14 protein-coding genes are annotated in these 15,319 nt (G+C 63.2%); 5 read left to right on the top strand and 9 right to left on the bottom strand.

Annotation, left to right across the window (positions count from 1 at the left end):
• Nucleotides 1-18: 18 nt before the first annotated feature.
• Nucleotides 19-939: a LysR family transcriptional regulator gene (locus NKI79_RS05610; protein WP_352800352.1), complete on the top strand. Its 921-nt coding sequence runs from the start codon at nucleotides 19-21 to the stop codon at nucleotides 937-939.
• Between the two features lie 22 nt (nucleotides 940-961).
• Here NKI79_RS05610 and NKI79_RS05605 read toward each other — a convergent pair whose 3' ends face one another.
• The 6 genes from NKI79_RS05605 to NKI79_RS05580 are packed head-to-tail and all read right to left on the bottom strand — an operon-like array spanning nucleotide 962 to nucleotide 7,040.
• The gene (locus tag NKI79_RS05605; protein WP_352800351.1) at nucleotides 962-1,792 is read right to left on the bottom strand and encodes a dipeptide ABC transporter ATP-binding protein; all 831 of its coding nucleotides are present in this window, start codon (nucleotides 1,790-1,792) and stop codon (nucleotides 962-964) included.
• Nucleotides 1,789-2,664, bottom strand: a complete 876-nt coding sequence (locus NKI79_RS05600; RefSeq protein WP_352506082.1) for an ABC transporter ATP-binding protein — start codon at nucleotides 2,662-2,664, stop codon at nucleotides 1,789-1,791. Before NKI79_RS05600 ends, NKI79_RS05605 begins: the two co-directional genes overlap by 4 nt.
• Before the next feature lie 4 nt (nucleotides 2,665-2,668).
• Entirely contained in the window at nucleotides 2,669-3,586 is a 918-nt protein-coding gene (locus NKI79_RS05595; RefSeq protein WP_023676823.1) for an ABC transporter permease subunit, read from the bottom strand.
• 1 nt (nucleotide 3,587) lies between these two features.
• Nucleotides 3,588-4,595 (bottom strand): ABC transporter permease subunit, encoded by a 1,008-nt coding sequence (locus tag NKI79_RS05590; RefSeq protein WP_254816243.1) that lies wholly within the window; start codon nucleotides 4,593-4,595, stop codon nucleotides 3,588-3,590.
• A gap of 58 nt (nucleotides 4,596-4,653) precedes the next feature.
• Nucleotides 4,654-6,246 carry an ABC transporter substrate-binding protein gene (locus NKI79_RS05585; protein WP_254816244.1) on the bottom strand — a complete coding sequence of 531 codons (1,593 nt, stop codon included), beginning with the start codon at nucleotides 6,244-6,246 and terminating at the stop codon, nucleotides 4,654-4,656.
• Entirely contained in the window at nucleotides 6,243-7,040 is a 798-nt protein-coding gene (locus tag NKI79_RS05580) for a hypothetical protein (RefSeq protein WP_352800349.1), read from the bottom strand. The genes NKI79_RS05585 and NKI79_RS05580 overlap by 4 nt, the downstream gene beginning before the upstream one ends.
• A gap of 16 nt (nucleotides 7,041-7,056) precedes the next feature.
• Here NKI79_RS05580 and NKI79_RS05575 point away from each other — a divergent pair, with 16 nt between their 5' ends.
• Nucleotides 7,057-8,688: a long-chain-fatty-acid--CoA ligase gene (locus tag NKI79_RS05575; protein WP_352476031.1), complete on the top strand. Its 1,632-nt coding sequence runs from the start codon at nucleotides 7,057-7,059 to the stop codon at nucleotides 8,686-8,688.
• A 7-nt stretch (nucleotides 8,689-8,695) separates the two neighbouring features.
• A complete protein-coding gene (locus tag NKI79_RS05570) occupies nucleotides 8,696-9,406 on the top strand; it encodes a class I SAM-dependent methyltransferase (protein WP_352800348.1) in 711 nt (236 codons plus the stop codon).
• A gap of 8 nt (nucleotides 9,407-9,414) precedes the next feature.
• On the opposite strand, the gene NKI79_RS05565 is transcribed toward NKI79_RS05570, so the two are convergent.
• The 3 genes from NKI79_RS05565 to NKI79_RS05555 all read right to left on the bottom strand — a co-directional run bounded on the left by NKI79_RS05565 (nucleotide 9,415) and on the right by NKI79_RS05555 (nucleotide 12,035).
• The gene (locus NKI79_RS05565; RefSeq protein WP_352800346.1) at nucleotides 9,415-10,137 is read right to left on the bottom strand and encodes an HAD family hydrolase; all 723 of its coding nucleotides are present in this window, start codon (nucleotides 10,135-10,137) and stop codon (nucleotides 9,415-9,417) included.
• Between the two features lie 5 nt (nucleotides 10,138-10,142).
• Entirely contained in the window at nucleotides 10,143-11,786 is a 1,644-nt protein-coding gene (gene pgi, locus NKI79_RS05560; protein ID WP_352800344.1) for a glucose-6-phosphate isomerase, read from the bottom strand.
• 93 nt (nucleotides 11,787-11,879) lie between these two features.
• The gene (locus NKI79_RS05555; protein WP_254816186.1) at nucleotides 11,880-12,035 is read right to left on the bottom strand and encodes a hypothetical protein; all 156 of its coding nucleotides are present in this window, start codon (nucleotides 12,033-12,035) and stop codon (nucleotides 11,880-11,882) included.
• A 5-nt stretch (nucleotides 12,036-12,040) separates the two neighbouring features.
• On the opposite strand from NKI79_RS05555, the gene pdxR reads away from it, so the two are divergent.
• Both pdxR and NKI79_RS05545 read left to right on the top strand, forming a co-directional pair.
• Complete coding sequence (pdxR, locus tag NKI79_RS05550) at nucleotides 12,041-13,534, top strand: MocR-like pyridoxine biosynthesis transcription factor PdxR (protein ID WP_352800342.1); 1,494 nt, start codon at nucleotides 12,041-12,043, stop codon at nucleotides 13,532-13,534.
• Between the two features lie 192 nt (nucleotides 13,535-13,726).
• Entirely contained in the window at nucleotides 13,727-15,316 is a 1,590-nt protein-coding gene (locus NKI79_RS05545; protein WP_352800340.1) for a trimethylamine methyltransferase family protein, read from the top strand.
• Nucleotides 15,317-15,319 lie beyond the last annotated feature (3 nt).

The raw sequence follows: 15,319 nt of genomic DNA, 5'->3' as shown, positions 1-15,319 counted from the left end.
ATAAGATTATGCCGAATAATGGATAGATCGGACGTCACTCTCGAGCGCATGCGCACCTTCGTTCGCGTCGCCGAGCGCGGCAGCCTCTCGGCGGTGGCGCGCGAACTCGGAGTTGGGCAGTCGACGGTCACACGGCATTTGCGAGAACTCGAGGAGGCCGTCGGAGTGCCCTTGCTCAGCAGGACCACCCGGCGTGTGACGATGACCGATGAAGGCAGCCGTTACTATGCCGACAGCGTCCAGATCCTGCGCCTCGTTGAGCAGGCCGGCGATGAGGCGCGGGGCACGCGCGGCGCGTCGGCCGGCACGATCCGGATATCCTGCACGGCGGCGCTCGGGGTCTTGCACGTCAGCCGGTTGATCTTCGCCTTTCAGGACCGCTATCCCGATATCGGCATCGATCTTAGCCTCACCGACGAGCGCATCGACCTTGTGCGGGAGGGCGTCGATATCGCGCTTCGCCTCGGTCCGCTCACCAACAGCTCGATGAAACTGCGGGCGCTCGGCCAGTCCCGGCGTCTGCTGGTGGCGGCGCCGGCCTATCTGGCGGCGCGCGGCAGACCGGCTGTCCCGCACGATCTGCCTGGCCATGAAGGCATCCGGATGTCGAACATCGCGGGAAGCGACATGCTCGTCCTGCAGGGGCCGGGCGGCGAGACCTTTGCGGTGCCCTTTGGCGGGCGATTTCGTGTGGACCATGGGCTTGCCGCGCGCGAAGCCCTTGTCGCCGGACGCGGTATCGCACCCGCGCACCACTGGCTTGTCGACGATCTTCTGGCGGCCGGCCGGCTGGAGGTGGTCATGCCGGGCTATTTTCCGCCTCCCGTCCCATTTAGCATGCTGATCGTCCCGGAACGCGCCGGCATCGCCCGGGTGCAGCTGCTGGTCGACTTTCTCGTCGAGCAGATCTCCGGCATTCCGGGGATCGAGAAGCGGTAGCCGGCCGGCAAACCTCGCCGGATCAGGCGGCCTTCTTTTTCGCCAACCTTGCCTTGATGCTGGCAACGTCGGCACGCGGCGTCGCCGCGAACAGCGTCCTGGTGTAGCTGTGCTTGGGGTCGGCGAAGACCTCGTCGCGCGAGCCGTATTCGACCGCTTCGCCGAAATACATCACCATCACGTCGTCGGCGATATAGCGCACCACCGACAGGTCGTGGCTGATGAAAACATAGGTCAGCTGAAACTCGTCCTGCAGGTCGGCGAGCAGGTTCAGCACCTGCGCCTGCACCGACAGGTCAAGCGCCGAGACCGGCTCGTCCAGCACCAGGAGGCTGGGGTTGAGCATCAGCGCGCGGGCGATGGCGATCCGCTGGCGCTGGCCGCCCGAAAACATATGCGGGTAGCGATTATAGTGCTCGGGGCCGAGACCGACCTTCTTCAGCATCTTCATGGCAAGATCGCGCCGCTCGTCGGCCGTGCTGTCGGTGTTGATGAGCAGCGGCTCGCCAAGCACGTCGCCGACCTTCTGGCGTGGATTGAGCGAACCATAGGGGTTCTGGAAGACGATCTGCACCTTGCGGCGCATTTCCTTCGACAGACCATCCCTCGCGATGTCGACCTTCTTGCCATCGATGAAAAGCTCGCCGGAGGTCGCCGGGTCGATCAGGGTGATGATGCGGGCGAGTGTTGACTTGCCGCAGCCGCTCTCGCCGACGATGGCCAGCGTCTTGCCCTTGTCGACGCTGAACGAAACACCCTTGACCGCATGAACCGTACGGGAGGGGCGGAAAAGCCCGCCGCCGACATGATAGTCGCGCACGATGTTCTTGCCTTCGACTACCGTCACGCTCATGAGGCGGTTCCTCCTGCGGATCGGGCTGCGACTACAGATGGGGCCGGCTCGAACAGCATGTCGGAAACAGTAGGCAACCGGTCGCCGACGGCGTTCTCCGGCAGCGCCGACAGAAGCGCGCGCGTGTAATTGCTCCTGGGGGATTCGAACAGCGACAGCACATCGGCCTCTTCCATCTTGCGGCCCTTGTACTGGACGATGACACGGTCGGCGGTCTCGGCAACGACCCCCATATTGTGGGTGATCATGATCAGGCCCATGCCGTATTTGGCCTGCAGGCCGACCAGCAGGTCGAGGATCTGCTTCTGAATGGTGACGTCGAGTGCCGTGGTTGGCTCGTCGGCTATCAAAAGCTTCGGATTGCAGGCGATGGCGATGGCGATCATGACGCGCTGGCACTGGCCGCCCGACATCTGATGCGGGAACGAGCCCAGCCGTTCCTCGGGGTCGGCGATGCCGACGAGCTTCATCAGTTCAATGGCGCGCGCCCGGCGCTGAGCGCGGTCCATGCCCATATGAAAACGCAGCACCTCCTCGATCTGGAAGCCGACGGTGAAGCATGGGTTGAGGCTGGCGACCGGTTCCTGGAAGATCATCGAAATGTCCTTGCCGACGATCTTGCGCCGCTCGGATGGGCCGAGCTTTAGCAGGTCGATGCCGTCGAAGGCCATGCGGTCGGCCCTCACCGTCGCCGTGTTGGGCAAGAGCCCCATCACCGCCAGCATCGCCACCGATTTTCCGGAACCGGATTCGCCGACGATCGCCAGCACCTCGCGCGGTTCGACCGACAGGTCGATGCCTTGTACCGCCATGAATGGTCCGGCGGCGGTGTCGAAGGAAACGGTCAGGTTCTTGATCTCGAGAAGAGGCATTGGATCATGATCTCTTCAGCTTGGGGTCGAAGGCATCGCGCAGGCCGTCGCCGATCAGATTGATTGCAAGCACAGTGATCAGGATGGCAAGGCCGGGGAAGGTCACCACCCAAGGCGCGCGCAGGATGAATTCGCGCGCCGAAGCGAGCATCGTGCCCCATTCTGGTGTCGGCGGCTGCGCACCGACACCGAGGAAGCCGAGCGCCGCAGCCTCGAGAATAGCGTTGGAGAAGGACAGCGTGGCCTGCACGATCAGCGGTGCCAGGCAGTTCGGCAAGATCGTCCTCACCATCAAGCGAAGATGACCGGCGCCGGCCACCTTGGCGGAGATCACATATTCGCGGTTCTTTTCGGCCATCACGGCGGCGCGGGTGAGACGTGCGAAATGCGGCTGCAGCACCAGTGCGATCGCCAACATGGCATTGAACAGGCCCGGGCCGAGGATCGCCACCAGCACCAGCGCCAGAAGCAGCGACGGGAAGGCCAGGATGATATCCATGATGCGCATGATCAGCGTGTCGACCCAGCCGCGGAAATAGCCGGCGAGCACGCCAAGCACGATGCCGCTGGTGAGTGAGAAGACGACGACCACCAGGCCGATGAACAGCGAAAAACGTGCCCCGAAGATCAACCGCGAAAGCATGTCGCGGCCGACCGCATCGGTGCCGAGCAGGAACATCGATTTGCCGCCTTCCTGCCAGGCAGGAGGCGCCAGCAGTGCATCGCGAAACTGCTCGTCGGGCGAATGCGGGGCGACGAACGGCGCAAAGATCGCCACCAGCACGAGCGCCGAAAACACGACAAGACCGATGACGGCCCCGGTGTTCATCGAGAAGTAATGCCAGAACTCGGCAAACGCCCTTTGCCTGCCGCCTGTCGGGATGGAGGCAGCGGTGGCTTCGGCGGCGGATTCGTCGGTCATCTCACTGCACCCGGATGCGCGGATTGATGACGGCGTAGAGCACGTCGACGATCAGGTTCACCGCCATGACGATCAGCGCGATGATCAGCAATCCGCTCTGCACGACGACATAGTCGCGCTTGCCGATGGCGTCGATCATCCATTTGCCGATGCCTGGCCAGGAAAAAATGGTTTCGGTCAGAATGGCGCCTGCCATCAACGTGCCGACCTGCAGTCCAATGGTGGTGACCACTGGGATCAGCGCGTTGCGAAAAGCATGCAGCCCGATGACACGGCGCGGCGCCAGGCCCTTGGCACGCGCGGTGCGGACATAGTCCTCGCCCAGCACCTCGAGCATCGCCGAGCGCGTCTGGCGCGCTATGACGGCGAGCGGGATCGTCGCCAGCACGATCGATGGCAGGATCAGATGGCTGACGGCGGATTTGAAAGCGCCGCTCCTGCCGGAGATCAGGCTGTCGATGAGCATGAACCCGGTCGTCGGCCTGAAGAAATACTGCAGGCCGATGCGGCCGGAAACCGGCGTCCAGCCGAGATAGCCGGAGAAGAAGATAATGAGCAGCAGCCCCCACCAGAAGATCGGCATCGAATAGCCGGTCAGCGCGACACCCATCGTCGCCTGGTCGAACCAGGAGCCCCGCTTGACCGCAGCGAAAATGCCGGCAGGGATGCCAAGCAGGATGGCGATGATCAACGCCACCGTCGCCAGTTCCAGCGTGGCCGGAAACAGCGCCTGGAATTCGCCGAGCACTGGCCGCTTGGTGGCAATGGATATGCCGAAATCGCCGGTGAGGACCCTGCCGATATATTCCAGGTACTGGATGACATAGGGCCGGTTGTAGCCAAACTGCTCGATGAGCTGGGCGTAGCGTTCGGGGCTGACGCCGCGCTCGCCGGCCAGGGCCAGGATGGGATCGCCGGGCAGAAGCCGGACGAAAGCGAACGCCGCCAGCGATATGCCGAACACGGTCGGGATGATCAAAGCGAGCTTGTGGAGGAGATAACGGAGCATCTTGCTTCATAGAACGGCGGCGCGGGAAGTCCAGCGCCGCCGTTCAATTTCTCAGGACTTATTCGGTGACGTCGACGCCGTCAAACCGATGAATGCCGAGCGGGTCCATAACGAAGCCCGACACCTTCTTGTTCATCGGCATGAAGACCTTGGAATGGGCGATGGTCAGCCACGGAGCCTCACGCTTGAACACCACCTGAGCTTCCTCGTAGATCTTGGTGCGCTCGGCGACGTCCGTCGTTGCCTTGCCTTTTTTCAGCAGGGCTTCGAATTCCTGATTGCACCAGATCGCATAATTGGACTGGCCGATGGCATCGCAACCGAGCAGGAAAAAGAAGTTGTCCGGATCGCCATTGTCCCCGGTCCAGCCCAGTTGGAAGGCGCCGTCGCGATCCTTGGCTTTGCCGCGCTGGCGATACTCGGTCCATTCGTAGCTGACGATCTCCGCCTTGACGCCGACGGCGGCATAGTCGGCCTGGATCAACTCGGCGACGCGCTGGGCGTTCGGGTTGTAGGGGCGGCTGACCGGCATAGCCCAGATCTTCATCGACAGATCCTTGACGCCGGCGTCGGCCAGCATCTTCTTGGCCGCCTCCGGATCGTAGGGATCGTCCTTGATGTCCTTGTTATAGGACCACATGGTCGGCGGGATCGGGTTGATGGCCGGCGTGCCGGCACCCTGATAGACCGCGTCGATGATTGCCTTCTTGTTCACCGCCATGTTGAGGGCCTTGCGGACCTCGACCTTATCGAAGGGCGGCTGCGTTGTGTTATAGGCCATGTAGCCGATATTCAGGCCTTCCTGCTCATCGACCTTGAGGTTCGTGTCGGCCTGCAGTCCGGCAATGTCGGCTGGCGCCGGGTACGACATGATATCGCATTCGCCCGCCTTCAGCTTCTGCGCGCGCACGGCGGGATCGGGCGTGATGGCGAAGATCAGATCGTCGATCTTCTGGCGGCCGCCATAGTAGCCGTCCCATGCCGCGTAGCGGATGACCGCGTCGACCTGGTAGTCGACGAACTGGAACGGACCGGTGCCGACCGGCTTCTGGGTGAACTGCTGCCTGGTGCCGGCCTTGTCGAGCTGGTCGGCATACTCTTTGGAAACGATCGAGGCGAAATCCATGCCGAGGTCCGGCAGGAACGCGACTTCAGGCTTGTTCAGCACGAATTTCACCGTCAGGTCGTCGACCTTGACGATTTCCTTCAGGAGATCGGGGAAGCCCATGCCGGTGAAATATTCCCAGCCGGTGCCTTCCAGATAGCTGTACCACGGGCTTTCTTTCTTCCACTGGCGTTCGAAGGAAAAGATCACGTCGTCGGCGTTGAGGTCGCGCGTCGGCGTGAAATAATCGGTCGTCTGGAATTTCACACCAGGGCGAAGCTTGAAGGTGTATTCGAGACCGTCGTCGGAAACCGTCCAGCTCTCTGCCAGGCCGGGGGAGATGGTGGTCTTGCCATGCTCGAACTCGACCAGGCGCGAATAGATGGTGCGCGACGAGGCGTCGAAGTCGTTGCCGCCGCTCCATGGCGACGGGTCGAAGCCGGCCGGCGAAGCCTCCGAGCAATAGACCAGTTGTTTTGCGTTGGCCATGCCGCCGAGGACGCTTGCAGCCAGCAACGCGGCTGCAAAAGTCAGTTTCTTTTTCATTGAGCACTCCCTGATGTTCTTCCAAGCCCCTCTATCAGGCTCGCGAAGGCCGCATATAAGCACCGTTTTTCTAGCTTTGGAACTGCTTGTTTGCCTAACCCACGGGAAGCAGAAAAAAATCCCGGCACGCGGCAAATTGTGGAAAAAAACGAGCCGAATCCGCAGATCACGACATTATTAGCGACTTCAATTTTTTGTTGATCGGCGATGCCGCCAATTGTGGGAATCGAGCCTTTCGGTTCAAGAGACCCGCGTCCGAAAACCGGTCGCGGCCGAGAGGTTTGACGGCAAGTCTTACCGCACTCCCGGTGCCGAAGGCTTGCATGGCCGCCGCTTGTGGCAATACATAGATAGATGGGCAGCGTGCCGGATTTTCCCGGGTTTCGGGCATTGCGGCAAGCGTTGGGATATCTTTGTTGATCAGGGCGGTGGTGGCGCGCAAGCATGCCGAAACAATAAGAACGATTGAGGGAGCGACAGGTGGCAAAACCGGCAAAGACAACCAGCGCGGCGAAAGCAAAGGCCGAGGCAACATCGAAAGCAGTCAAGTCAAAAGCGGCCGACGCCAAGCCGGCGGCTACCGCGAAGGCAAGCGCGAAGCCGGCGGCGAAGACCACGGTTGGAACGGCTGCTAAACCGGCAACCCGCAAGACGGCGCCTGCTGCAAAGTCTGCCGCCAAGCCGGCGGCGAAGGCAGTGCCGACAGCGCCCCGACCGTCGGCAGGTCCGGCCAAGAGATTACCAAAGGCGATCACGTCGCTGGCCGCCGGCCTGCCGGAAAAACCGTGGCTCAAGAGTTATCCAAAGATCGTGCCGGCCGAGATCGGCGCCCTGCCCGCCAGCTCGATCGGCGACTTTCTCGTCACCGTGTGCAAGCAGTTTGCGAATCGGCCGGCCTTCGTCTGCATGGGCAAATCGATCACCTATGCCGACCTCGAGCGACAGTCGGCCGCCTTCGGCGCCTATCTGCAATCAACGGGGCTGCAGAAGGGCGCGCGCGTCGCACTGATGATGCCGAATGTGCTGCAATATCCGGTGGCGATCATGGCAGTGCTTCGCGCCGGCTATGTCGTGGTCAACATCAATCCGCTCTACACGCCGCGCGAGCTGGAGCACCAGCTCAAGGATTCCGGCGCTCAAGCCATTGTCATCCTCGAAAATTTCGCTTGCACCCTGCAGGCGGTGATCGCCAGGACCGCGGTCAAGCATATCGTGGTCGCCTCGATGGGCGACATGCTCGGTGGGATCAAGGGACCAATCGTCAACTTCGTTGTACGCCGCGTCAAAAAGATGGTGCCGGCATGGTCGCTGCCCGGCCATGTCAAATTCAGCGCCGCGCTGAAGGCAGGCGCCGGCATGGCCTTCAGGCCCGCAGAGGTCGCGGCCGACGACATCGCCTTCCTGCAATACACAGGCGGCACGACCGGCATCTCCAAGGGCGCGATGCTTTTGCACAGCAACATTTTGGCGAACGTCGCGCAGAACGCGCTGTGGGCTGAAGACGCCTTTACCGTCAAGCCTAAGCCGGCGCATCTGAATTTCCTCTGCGCGCTGCCGCTCTATCACATTTTTGCGCTGACGGCGAACGTGCTGGTAGGCATGCAGCAAGGCGCACAGAATGTCCTCATCCCCAATCCGCGCGACATTCCCCGCTTCGTCAAGGAGCTGCAGAAATACCCGATCCACATCTTTCCGGGCCTCAACACGCTGTTCAATGCGCTGCTCAACAATGAGGATTTTCGCAAGCTCGATTTCAAGCCGCTGATCCTGACGCTGGGTGGCGGCATGCCGGTGCAGAGGGCCATCGCCGAACGCTGGAAGGCGCTGACCGGCTGCCCGATCAGCGAGGCCTACGGGCTTACCGAAACCTCACCGGGGACAACCATCAACAAATTCAGCGACGGCGTTTACACCGGCACGATCGGCCTGCCGCTGCCCTCGACCGAGATCGCCATCCGCGACGACGACGGCAACAATTTGCCGCTCGGCGAAGTCGGCGAAATCTGCATCCGCGGACCGCAAGTGATGGCCGGCTACTGGAACCGGCCGGACGAGACCGCCAAGGTGATGACCGAGGACGGCTTCTTCAAGTCGGGCGACATGGGCTTCATGGACGAGCTTGGCTATACCAAGATCGTCGACCGCAAGAAGGACATGATCCTGGTTTCCGGCTTCAACGTCTATCCGAACGAACTCGAGGAAGTGGTGGCACAGCATCCGGGGGTACTCGAAGTGGCGGCGATCGGCGTGCCGGACGAGCATTCGGGTGAAGTGCCGAAGCTGTTCGTCGTCAAGAAGGACCCGGGGCTGACCGCCGAAGCGCTGGCGGCTTATTGCAAAGAGAACCTGACCGGCTACAAACGCCCCAGGCATATCGAGTTCCGCACCGAGCTGCCCAAGACACCGGTCGGCAAGATCCTGCGACGGGCGTTGCGGGGCTAGGCGCAGCTTGAGCGATTGCATCGCCGGCGCCAATGCGGTGGGTATAGGCTCGCGCCCAGATCCGGCAGAGTTCATCCGGGCGAACATGCGGATCGCGGCAGTACCTCCGATTCCCGAAATTCGGCTTTACACCGCCCATCCGGGAAGCGGGCTCAGGCGACTTGTCGAGTGGAACCAACACGCGACCGAAGAGGACGGACCTGAACCGGAGCCACCGTATTGGGCCTATATCTGGGCCGGCGGCGCGGTGCTCGCCCGCTATATTTTCGACCGGCCGGAGACCGTGACCGGCCGTCGCGTGCTCGACCTCGGCGCCGGCTCGGGCCTCGTCGGCATCGCAGCGGCAAAAGCCGGCGCAAGCGCGGTGATCGCGGCCGAGATCGACCGCAACGGCGTTGCCGCGATCGGCCTCAATGCGACGGCGAACGGCGTTGTGATTGCGACAATCGGCGGGGACATAACCAGCGGTCCGCCGCCACCGGTGGATGTCGTGGTGGTCGGCGACCTGTTTTACGCCCATGATCTTGCCGGCCGGGTCGTCCCCTTCCTCGACCGCTGCCTCGCTGCCGGCATCGAGGTGCTGGTCGGCGATCCAGGCCGCGCCTATCTGCCCCGCTCGCGGCTTCGCCTGCTGGCCGAATACGAGGTGCCGGATGTCGGCGAAGGCAGGAATGCGGCGATGAAACCGAGCGGCGTGTTCTCGTTCGGACCAGCTTAGCTGCGAGTCTAGACCGTCTCGCTGACTCGGGCCGCAAGAAAATCGGGCAGATCGGCAACTGAATCGAGGATGACGTCGGCGATCTGCGACAGCGATTCCCGTGTGCCGGTGCCGGACAGCACGCCGATCGCCAGGCCGCAGCCGCCGGCGCGCGCCATCTCCAGATCGTGGCGATTATCGCCGACCATTGCGATCGCCGCCGGCCTAAGCCCTGTCAGATCCGAGAAGGCAAGGATCGTATCCGGCGCCGGTTTTGGATTGGCCACCGCATCGTAACCATAGGCGGCGTCGAAAAGCTGCGCGACGCCCAGCGTGACCAAGGTCTTTTCCGCGCCGCTGGTCGAGTCGTTGGTGGCGACGCCAAGCCGGTACGATTTTCTGTGAAGCAGGCCAAGCGTCTCGACCACACCCGGCAGCGCCACCGCCATTGCCGATCCCTGCGCCGAAGTGATGGCGTTGAAGCGGGCGACGGCAAGCATCTGGTCCTCGTCGGACAGCCGTGGAAACCACAGCTCGACGACGTCCATGTTGGTACCGGAGGCAAAAATCGAATCCGGCTTGAAGCGCTTGGCGGCAAAGTCGAAGCCCGCCGCCGCAAGCAGCCTGTCTGCTTTCCAGCGATCGCCTTCGGCCGCATCCATCGCCATGAAGTCGGCGATGCCCAGCCATGTCGCGTTGAAATCTACGAGCGTGCCGTCCTTGTCGAACAATATTCCCTTGATGTCCGCCAAGCTTTTCACTCCAGGCCGCGCAAGCGGTGGATGTATTCCACCAGTCCGGCAGTCGAGGCGTCCCGCTTTGCGGCGTTCTCCTTGCCTTCAACGACGGGCAGCAGCCCGGTCGCCAGTTCCTTGCCGAGTTCGACGCCCCATTGGTCGAAGGAGTTGATGTTGAACAGCGTGCCTTCGACGAAGACGCGGTGCTCGTAGAGCGCAATCAGCCGTCCGAACGTGTGGGGGTCGAGCTTTCTGTAGAGGATCGTCACCGAGGGGCGGTCGCCGGAGAAGACGCGGTGCGGAGCAATCCTGTCGACATCAGCCGGCTTCATGCCTTTCGCCAGCATCTGTGCGCGGGCTTCCTCAAGCGTGCGGCCCTTCATGAAAGCTTCCGACTGCGCCAGGCAATTGGCAAGCAGAAGGTCGTGGTGATGCTTCAGTTCCGGCTCGTGGCCGACGGCAGCGGCGAGGAATTCGACGGGAATGAAATCGGTGCCCTGATGCAGAAGCTGGAAGAAGGCGTGCTGGCCATTGGTGCCGGGCTCACCCCAGACCAGCGGGCCGGTCGGCGTCGTCACAGCGCCGCCGTCCAGGGTCACGCTCTTGCCGTTCGATTCCATGTCGAGCTGCTGCAGATAGGCCGGGAGCCTGGACAGACGCTGATCGTAAGGGATGACGGCGCGAGCGGGGTATTTGCAGATCACGCGGTGCCACCAGCCGATCAGCCCCATCAGCGCCGGCAGGTTCCTCCCCAGCGGCGCGGTGCGGAAATGCTCGTCCATCTCATGGGCGCCGTCGAGAAAGGCGCGAAAATTCCGCGGGCCGACGGCGATCATCACCGGCAGGCCGATCGCACCCCAGACGGAATAGCGGCCGCCGACCCAGTCCCAGAAGCCGAAGACGCGATCGGGCGCGATGCCGAATTTGGCGACCAGGTCGAGCGCCGTCGAGACGGCGGCGAAGTGCTTGCCGACCGCTCCCTTGCCGAGCGCCTTCTCGACCCATCCGCGCGCGGTCTCGGCATTGGTCATAGTCTCGACCGTGGTGAAGGTCTTGGAGGCGATGATGAACAGGGTGGTTTCGGCGGAAAGTCCCCTCAGCGTGTCGTGGATATGCGCACCGTCGATATTGGATACGTAATGCGCGCGCGGCCCGTCATGATAGGGCGCCAGCGCCAGCGTCGCCATGGCAGGGCCGAGATCGGAGCCGCCGATGCCGATGTTGACGATGTCGGTGATCTTCTTGCCGGTCGCGCCGGCTGCCTTGCCGGAACGCACCGCGTCGGCGAAGGCACCCATCGCGTCGAGTACGGCAAGGACTTCCGCCTTCACGTCATGGCCGTCGAGCACGATGCCCTTGCCGGTCAGGTTGCGCAGCGCCGTGTGCAGCACGGCGCGGCCTTCGGTGACATTGATCTTCTTGCCGGCAAACATCGCGTCGCGCCGGCCTTCGAGGTCGGCGGCCTCGGCCAGCTTCTCCAGCAACTCCATCGTCCGCGCATCGACCGCACATTTCGACCAGTCGAGCAGCAGGTCACCGTCGCTGGCGGAGAATTTCTCGAAGCGCTGCGGATCGGCGGCGAAAGCCTCGCGCATCGAGCTCGATTTGGCCGCACGATGATCGCGCAACGCGCCGAGCTGCTTTTGAAAGGACGGTTGATCCACTGCCTCGCTCCGGTTCTTGAGGTGCATCTTATCAGGCCGGATGTTTCCGGCGCGTGTCGTCGCGGCAAACTATCGGGTCGAATTCCATCTGTTTCAATGCGCAGCGATGCCGCAGCGCAGCGCGGGCCGGCGCAAAGGATCACTGGCATAAATCCCAGCGATCAGAAAAATTGATTGGCGCAACACCTTGTGCCACCGGTACATTCGACTGGTCCAGCCAAGTGAAAAAAGCTGGCCATCGAGGAACATCTCCCATGCCACAGCGAAACGACACGGCCATATGGTCCGGCCTGTTCCGGATTTCGGCGGACTCCGGTCAGACCCTGCAGGCGCAGATCCGCCAGGCGATCGTCGCCGCCATCCTCGACCGGCAGATCGCGGCTTCGATGCCGCTTCCGTCCTGCCGGATTCTTGCCGAAAAACTCGGCGTAGCGCGCGGCACCGTGGTGCTGGCGTTCCAGCAGCTGGTCGACCAGGGCTTCCTGGTGGCGCGCGAGCGCCGCGGCCACTTTGTCAATCCCGAGGTGCTGGCGACGCCGGCCAAGCCGCACCAGAAGGCGCCCGACCAGGCCAACGAGATCGACTGGAAGGCGCGCCGGCAGATCGCAGCGAGCGACATGCCACCGCCGGCCAAGCACGACAACTGGATCAAGTCGTCCTACCCCTTCGTCTACGGCCAGTTCGACCCGGCGCTGTTCCCGACCGCCGAATGGCGCGAGTGCAACCGCATGGCGCTGGCGGTGCTCGAAATCCGCAACTGGGCATCCGACATGGTCGACCGCGACGATCCGCTCCTGATCGAGCAGATCCAGGCCCGGCTGCTGCCGCGGCGCGGCATCTTCGCCAATCCGGACGAGATCATCGTGACGCTGGGCGCGCAGAACGCGCTTTACATGCTGGCCACGCTGTTGATGACCAAGGGCTCCAAGGTGGCGATGGAAGACCCCGGCTATCCCGATGCACGCTCGATCTTCCGGCTGGCCGGCGCCGATATCCAGCCGGTTCCAGTCGACCACTCCGGCATCGTAACCTCTGCCGTTCCCAGTGATTCCGGCTTCGTCTTCGTCACGCCCAGCCACCATTGCCCGACCATGGTGCCGCTGTCGGCGGAGCGGCGGCAGGATCTTCTGGCGCGCGCCAACCGGCACAACCAGATCATCATCGAGGACGGCTATGACAGCCAGCTCCTGGACGAGGCGCCGCAGCAGGCGCTGAAGAGCCTCGATCGGTCCGGCCGCGTCGTCTACGTCGGCTCGATGTCGAAGACGCTGGCTCCCGGCCTCAGGCTCGGCTACATCGTCGCCTCGGCCGGGCTGATCTCCGAGCTTCGGGCGCTACGCCGCTTCATGCTGCGCCATCCGCCGGCCAACAACCAGCGTGCCGTAGCGCTCTTCCTGTCGCTCGGCCATCACGAGGCGCTGGTGCGACGGCTGTCGAGCGCCTTCGACGAGCGGCGCAAGCGTCTGGTCCATGCGATTTCCGCCTTCCTGCCTGAGTGGCGCTCGACCGATTCGGCCGGCGGTACGTCGCTCTGGCTCGAGGGGCCGCGCGGCACCGATTCGCGCGGACTGGCGGAGGCCGCAGCCTCGCGCAGCGTCATCATCGAGCCCGGCGACCGCTTCTTCGATCGTACCGAAAAGCCATCGCGTTTCATGCGCTTGGGCATTTCCTCGATCGCGTTGCAGCACATCGAACCCGGCATCCGCGAACTGGCCACGGCAGCTGGACGCAGGCCGGCAGCGGCCTGATCTCCCTTCCCCGACCGGAGCCTGGCGCGTGTAGTGCGGCTCCGGTTCTTTAGCACCTTGGCATATGCGACGGGATCGGCTGGCACATAGGCTGTGCCAATGCCGGCGGCATAGTCGGAGTATAGGGGACGAAGCGGGCAGATGGTGGACCAACCGCCGCGCCCGCTCCGCAGCTAAAGTTGGAGTGCCTTCATGCCAATGGCCCATGAGAAGCAGGACGTGTCCGCAGACCAGCGTTCGCGGCGGTCCGGCGGGCGCGAGGCGCGCCGCGCCATGCGGGCGGCACCGCTTGCCGACGACGTCAAGCCGGTGCGCGCCGGCCTCGAAGGCGGGAGCTACAGCCCGCTCAGCGGCAATGATTGCGAACGTATCCATGAGGCCGTGCTTACCCTTCTGGAGACAGTCGGCTTCGCCAATGCCATCCCCTCCTGCATCGAGGCACTGGCCAAGGCGGGCGCGACCCTCGGTGAGGACGGCCGCCTGCGCTTTCCTCGCGGCCTTGTGCTCGACACCATCAAGAACGCGGCGCGGCATTTCACCCTGCACGGCCAGGATCCGAAGCACGACATGGTGATCCAGGGCAAGCGTGTGCATTACGGCACGGCTGGTGCTGCGGTGCATCTTGTCGATGTCGAAAAGCGTGAGTATCGCGAGTCGCTGCTGCAGGATATCTACGATGCCGCGCGCCTGGTCGAAGGGCTCGACAACATCCATTTCTTCCAGCGGCCGATGGTGCCGCGCGACATTCCCGACCCGCTCGATATGGATTTCAACACGCTCTACGCCTGCGTCTTGGGTACGTCGAAGCATGTCGGCACCTCGTTTACCGTGCGCGAGAACGTCAAGCCGGCGCTCGATATGCTCTATGCGATCGCGGGCGGCGAAGCGAATTTTCGCGCCCGACCTTTCGTCTCCAATTCGAACTGCTTCGTCGTGCCCCCAATGAAGTTTGCCGAGGACGCCTGCGGCGTTCTCGAAGCCTGCGTCGAGGGCGGCATTCCGATCCTGCTGCTGTCGGCAGGACAGGCGGGTGCGACGGCACCGGCGGCGATTGCGGGCGCCGTGGTGCAGGCAGTCGCCGAAGTGCTCGTCGGCCTTATCTATGTCAACGCGATCAAGCCCGGCCATCCGGCGATCTTCGGCACCTGGCCGTTTGTCTCGGATCTCAGGACCGGCGCCATGTCGGGCGGTTCGGCCGAGCAGGCGGTGCTGACCGCGGCCTGCGCGCAGATGGCGCAATTCTACGACCTGCCGGGCGGTTCGGCCGCCGGCATGACAGATTCGAAACTGCCTGACATTCAGTCCGGCTACGAAAAGGGCATAACCGACGTGATGGCCGGTCTCGCCGGCCTCAACCTGGTCTATGAGTCGGCCGGCATGCACGCCTCGCTGCTCGGCTTTTGCCTTGAGAGCCTGATCATCGACAACGACATGCTCGGCCACTGCCTGCGCTGCGTGCGCGGCATCGAAGTGACGGACGAGTCGCTGTCGATCGACACCATTGCCGATGTCTGCCTGAAAGGGCCGGGCCATTATCTGGGCAACGAGCAGACGCTGCGGCTGATGCAGACCGAATATTTCTATCCGGCCGTCGGCGACCGCTTTTCGCCGAAGGAATGGAATGAGAAAGGCAGGCCCGATATCCTGCAACGGGCGATCATCGAGAAGAAACGCGTGCTTGCCGAACGCTTCCCGCGCCATGTGCCAAAACCGGTCGACGACAAATTGCGCGCCCGCTTCGGCGATATGATCAAGCTGCCGCGCGACAGAATGGGCGGCTGAGCG

The organism is Mesorhizobium sp. M0340, assembly GCF_040321535.1.
Lineage (GTDB): Bacteria > Pseudomonadota > Alphaproteobacteria > Rhizobiales > Rhizobiaceae > Mesorhizobium.
This window is presented reverse-complemented; position numbering and strand designations above follow the sequence as displayed.

What these genes read in the sequence shown, in the direction of transcription:
- NKI79_RS05595 (WP_023676823.1), bottom strand. Translation starts at nt 3,586, where the DNA reads ATGACCGACGAATCCGCCGCCGAAGCCACCGCTGCCTCCATCCCGACA.
- NKI79_RS05555 (WP_254816186.1), bottom strand. Translation starts at nt 12,035, where the DNA reads ATGTTCCTCGATGGCCAGCTTTTTTCACTTGGCTGGACCAGTCGAATG.
- NKI79_RS05545 (WP_352800340.1), top strand. Translation starts at nt 13,727, where the DNA reads ATGCCAATGGCCCATGAGAAGCAGGACGTGTCCGCAGACCAGCGTTCG.
- NKI79_RS05610 (WP_352800352.1), top strand. Translation starts at nt 19, where the DNA reads ATGGATAGATCGGACGTCACTCTCGAGCGCATGCGCACCTTCGTTCGC.
- NKI79_RS05585 (WP_254816244.1), bottom strand. Translation starts at nt 6,246, where the DNA reads ATGAAAAAGAAACTGACTTTTGCAGCCGCGTTGCTGGCTGCAAGCGTC.
- NKI79_RS05590 (WP_254816243.1), bottom strand. Translation starts at nt 4,595, where the DNA reads ATGCTCCGTTATCTCCTCCACAAGCTCGCTTTGATCATCCCGACCGTG.
- NKI79_RS05605 (WP_352800351.1), bottom strand. Translation starts at nt 1,792, where the DNA reads ATGAGCGTGACGGTAGTCGAAGGCAAGAACATCGTGCGCGACTATCAT.
- NKI79_RS05600 (WP_352506082.1), bottom strand. Translation starts at nt 2,664, where the DNA reads ATGCCTCTTCTCGAGATCAAGAACCTGACCGTTTCCTTCGACACCGCC.
- pdxR (WP_352800342.1), top strand. Translation starts at nt 12,041, where the DNA reads ATGCCACAGCGAAACGACACGGCCATATGGTCCGGCCTGTTCCGGATT.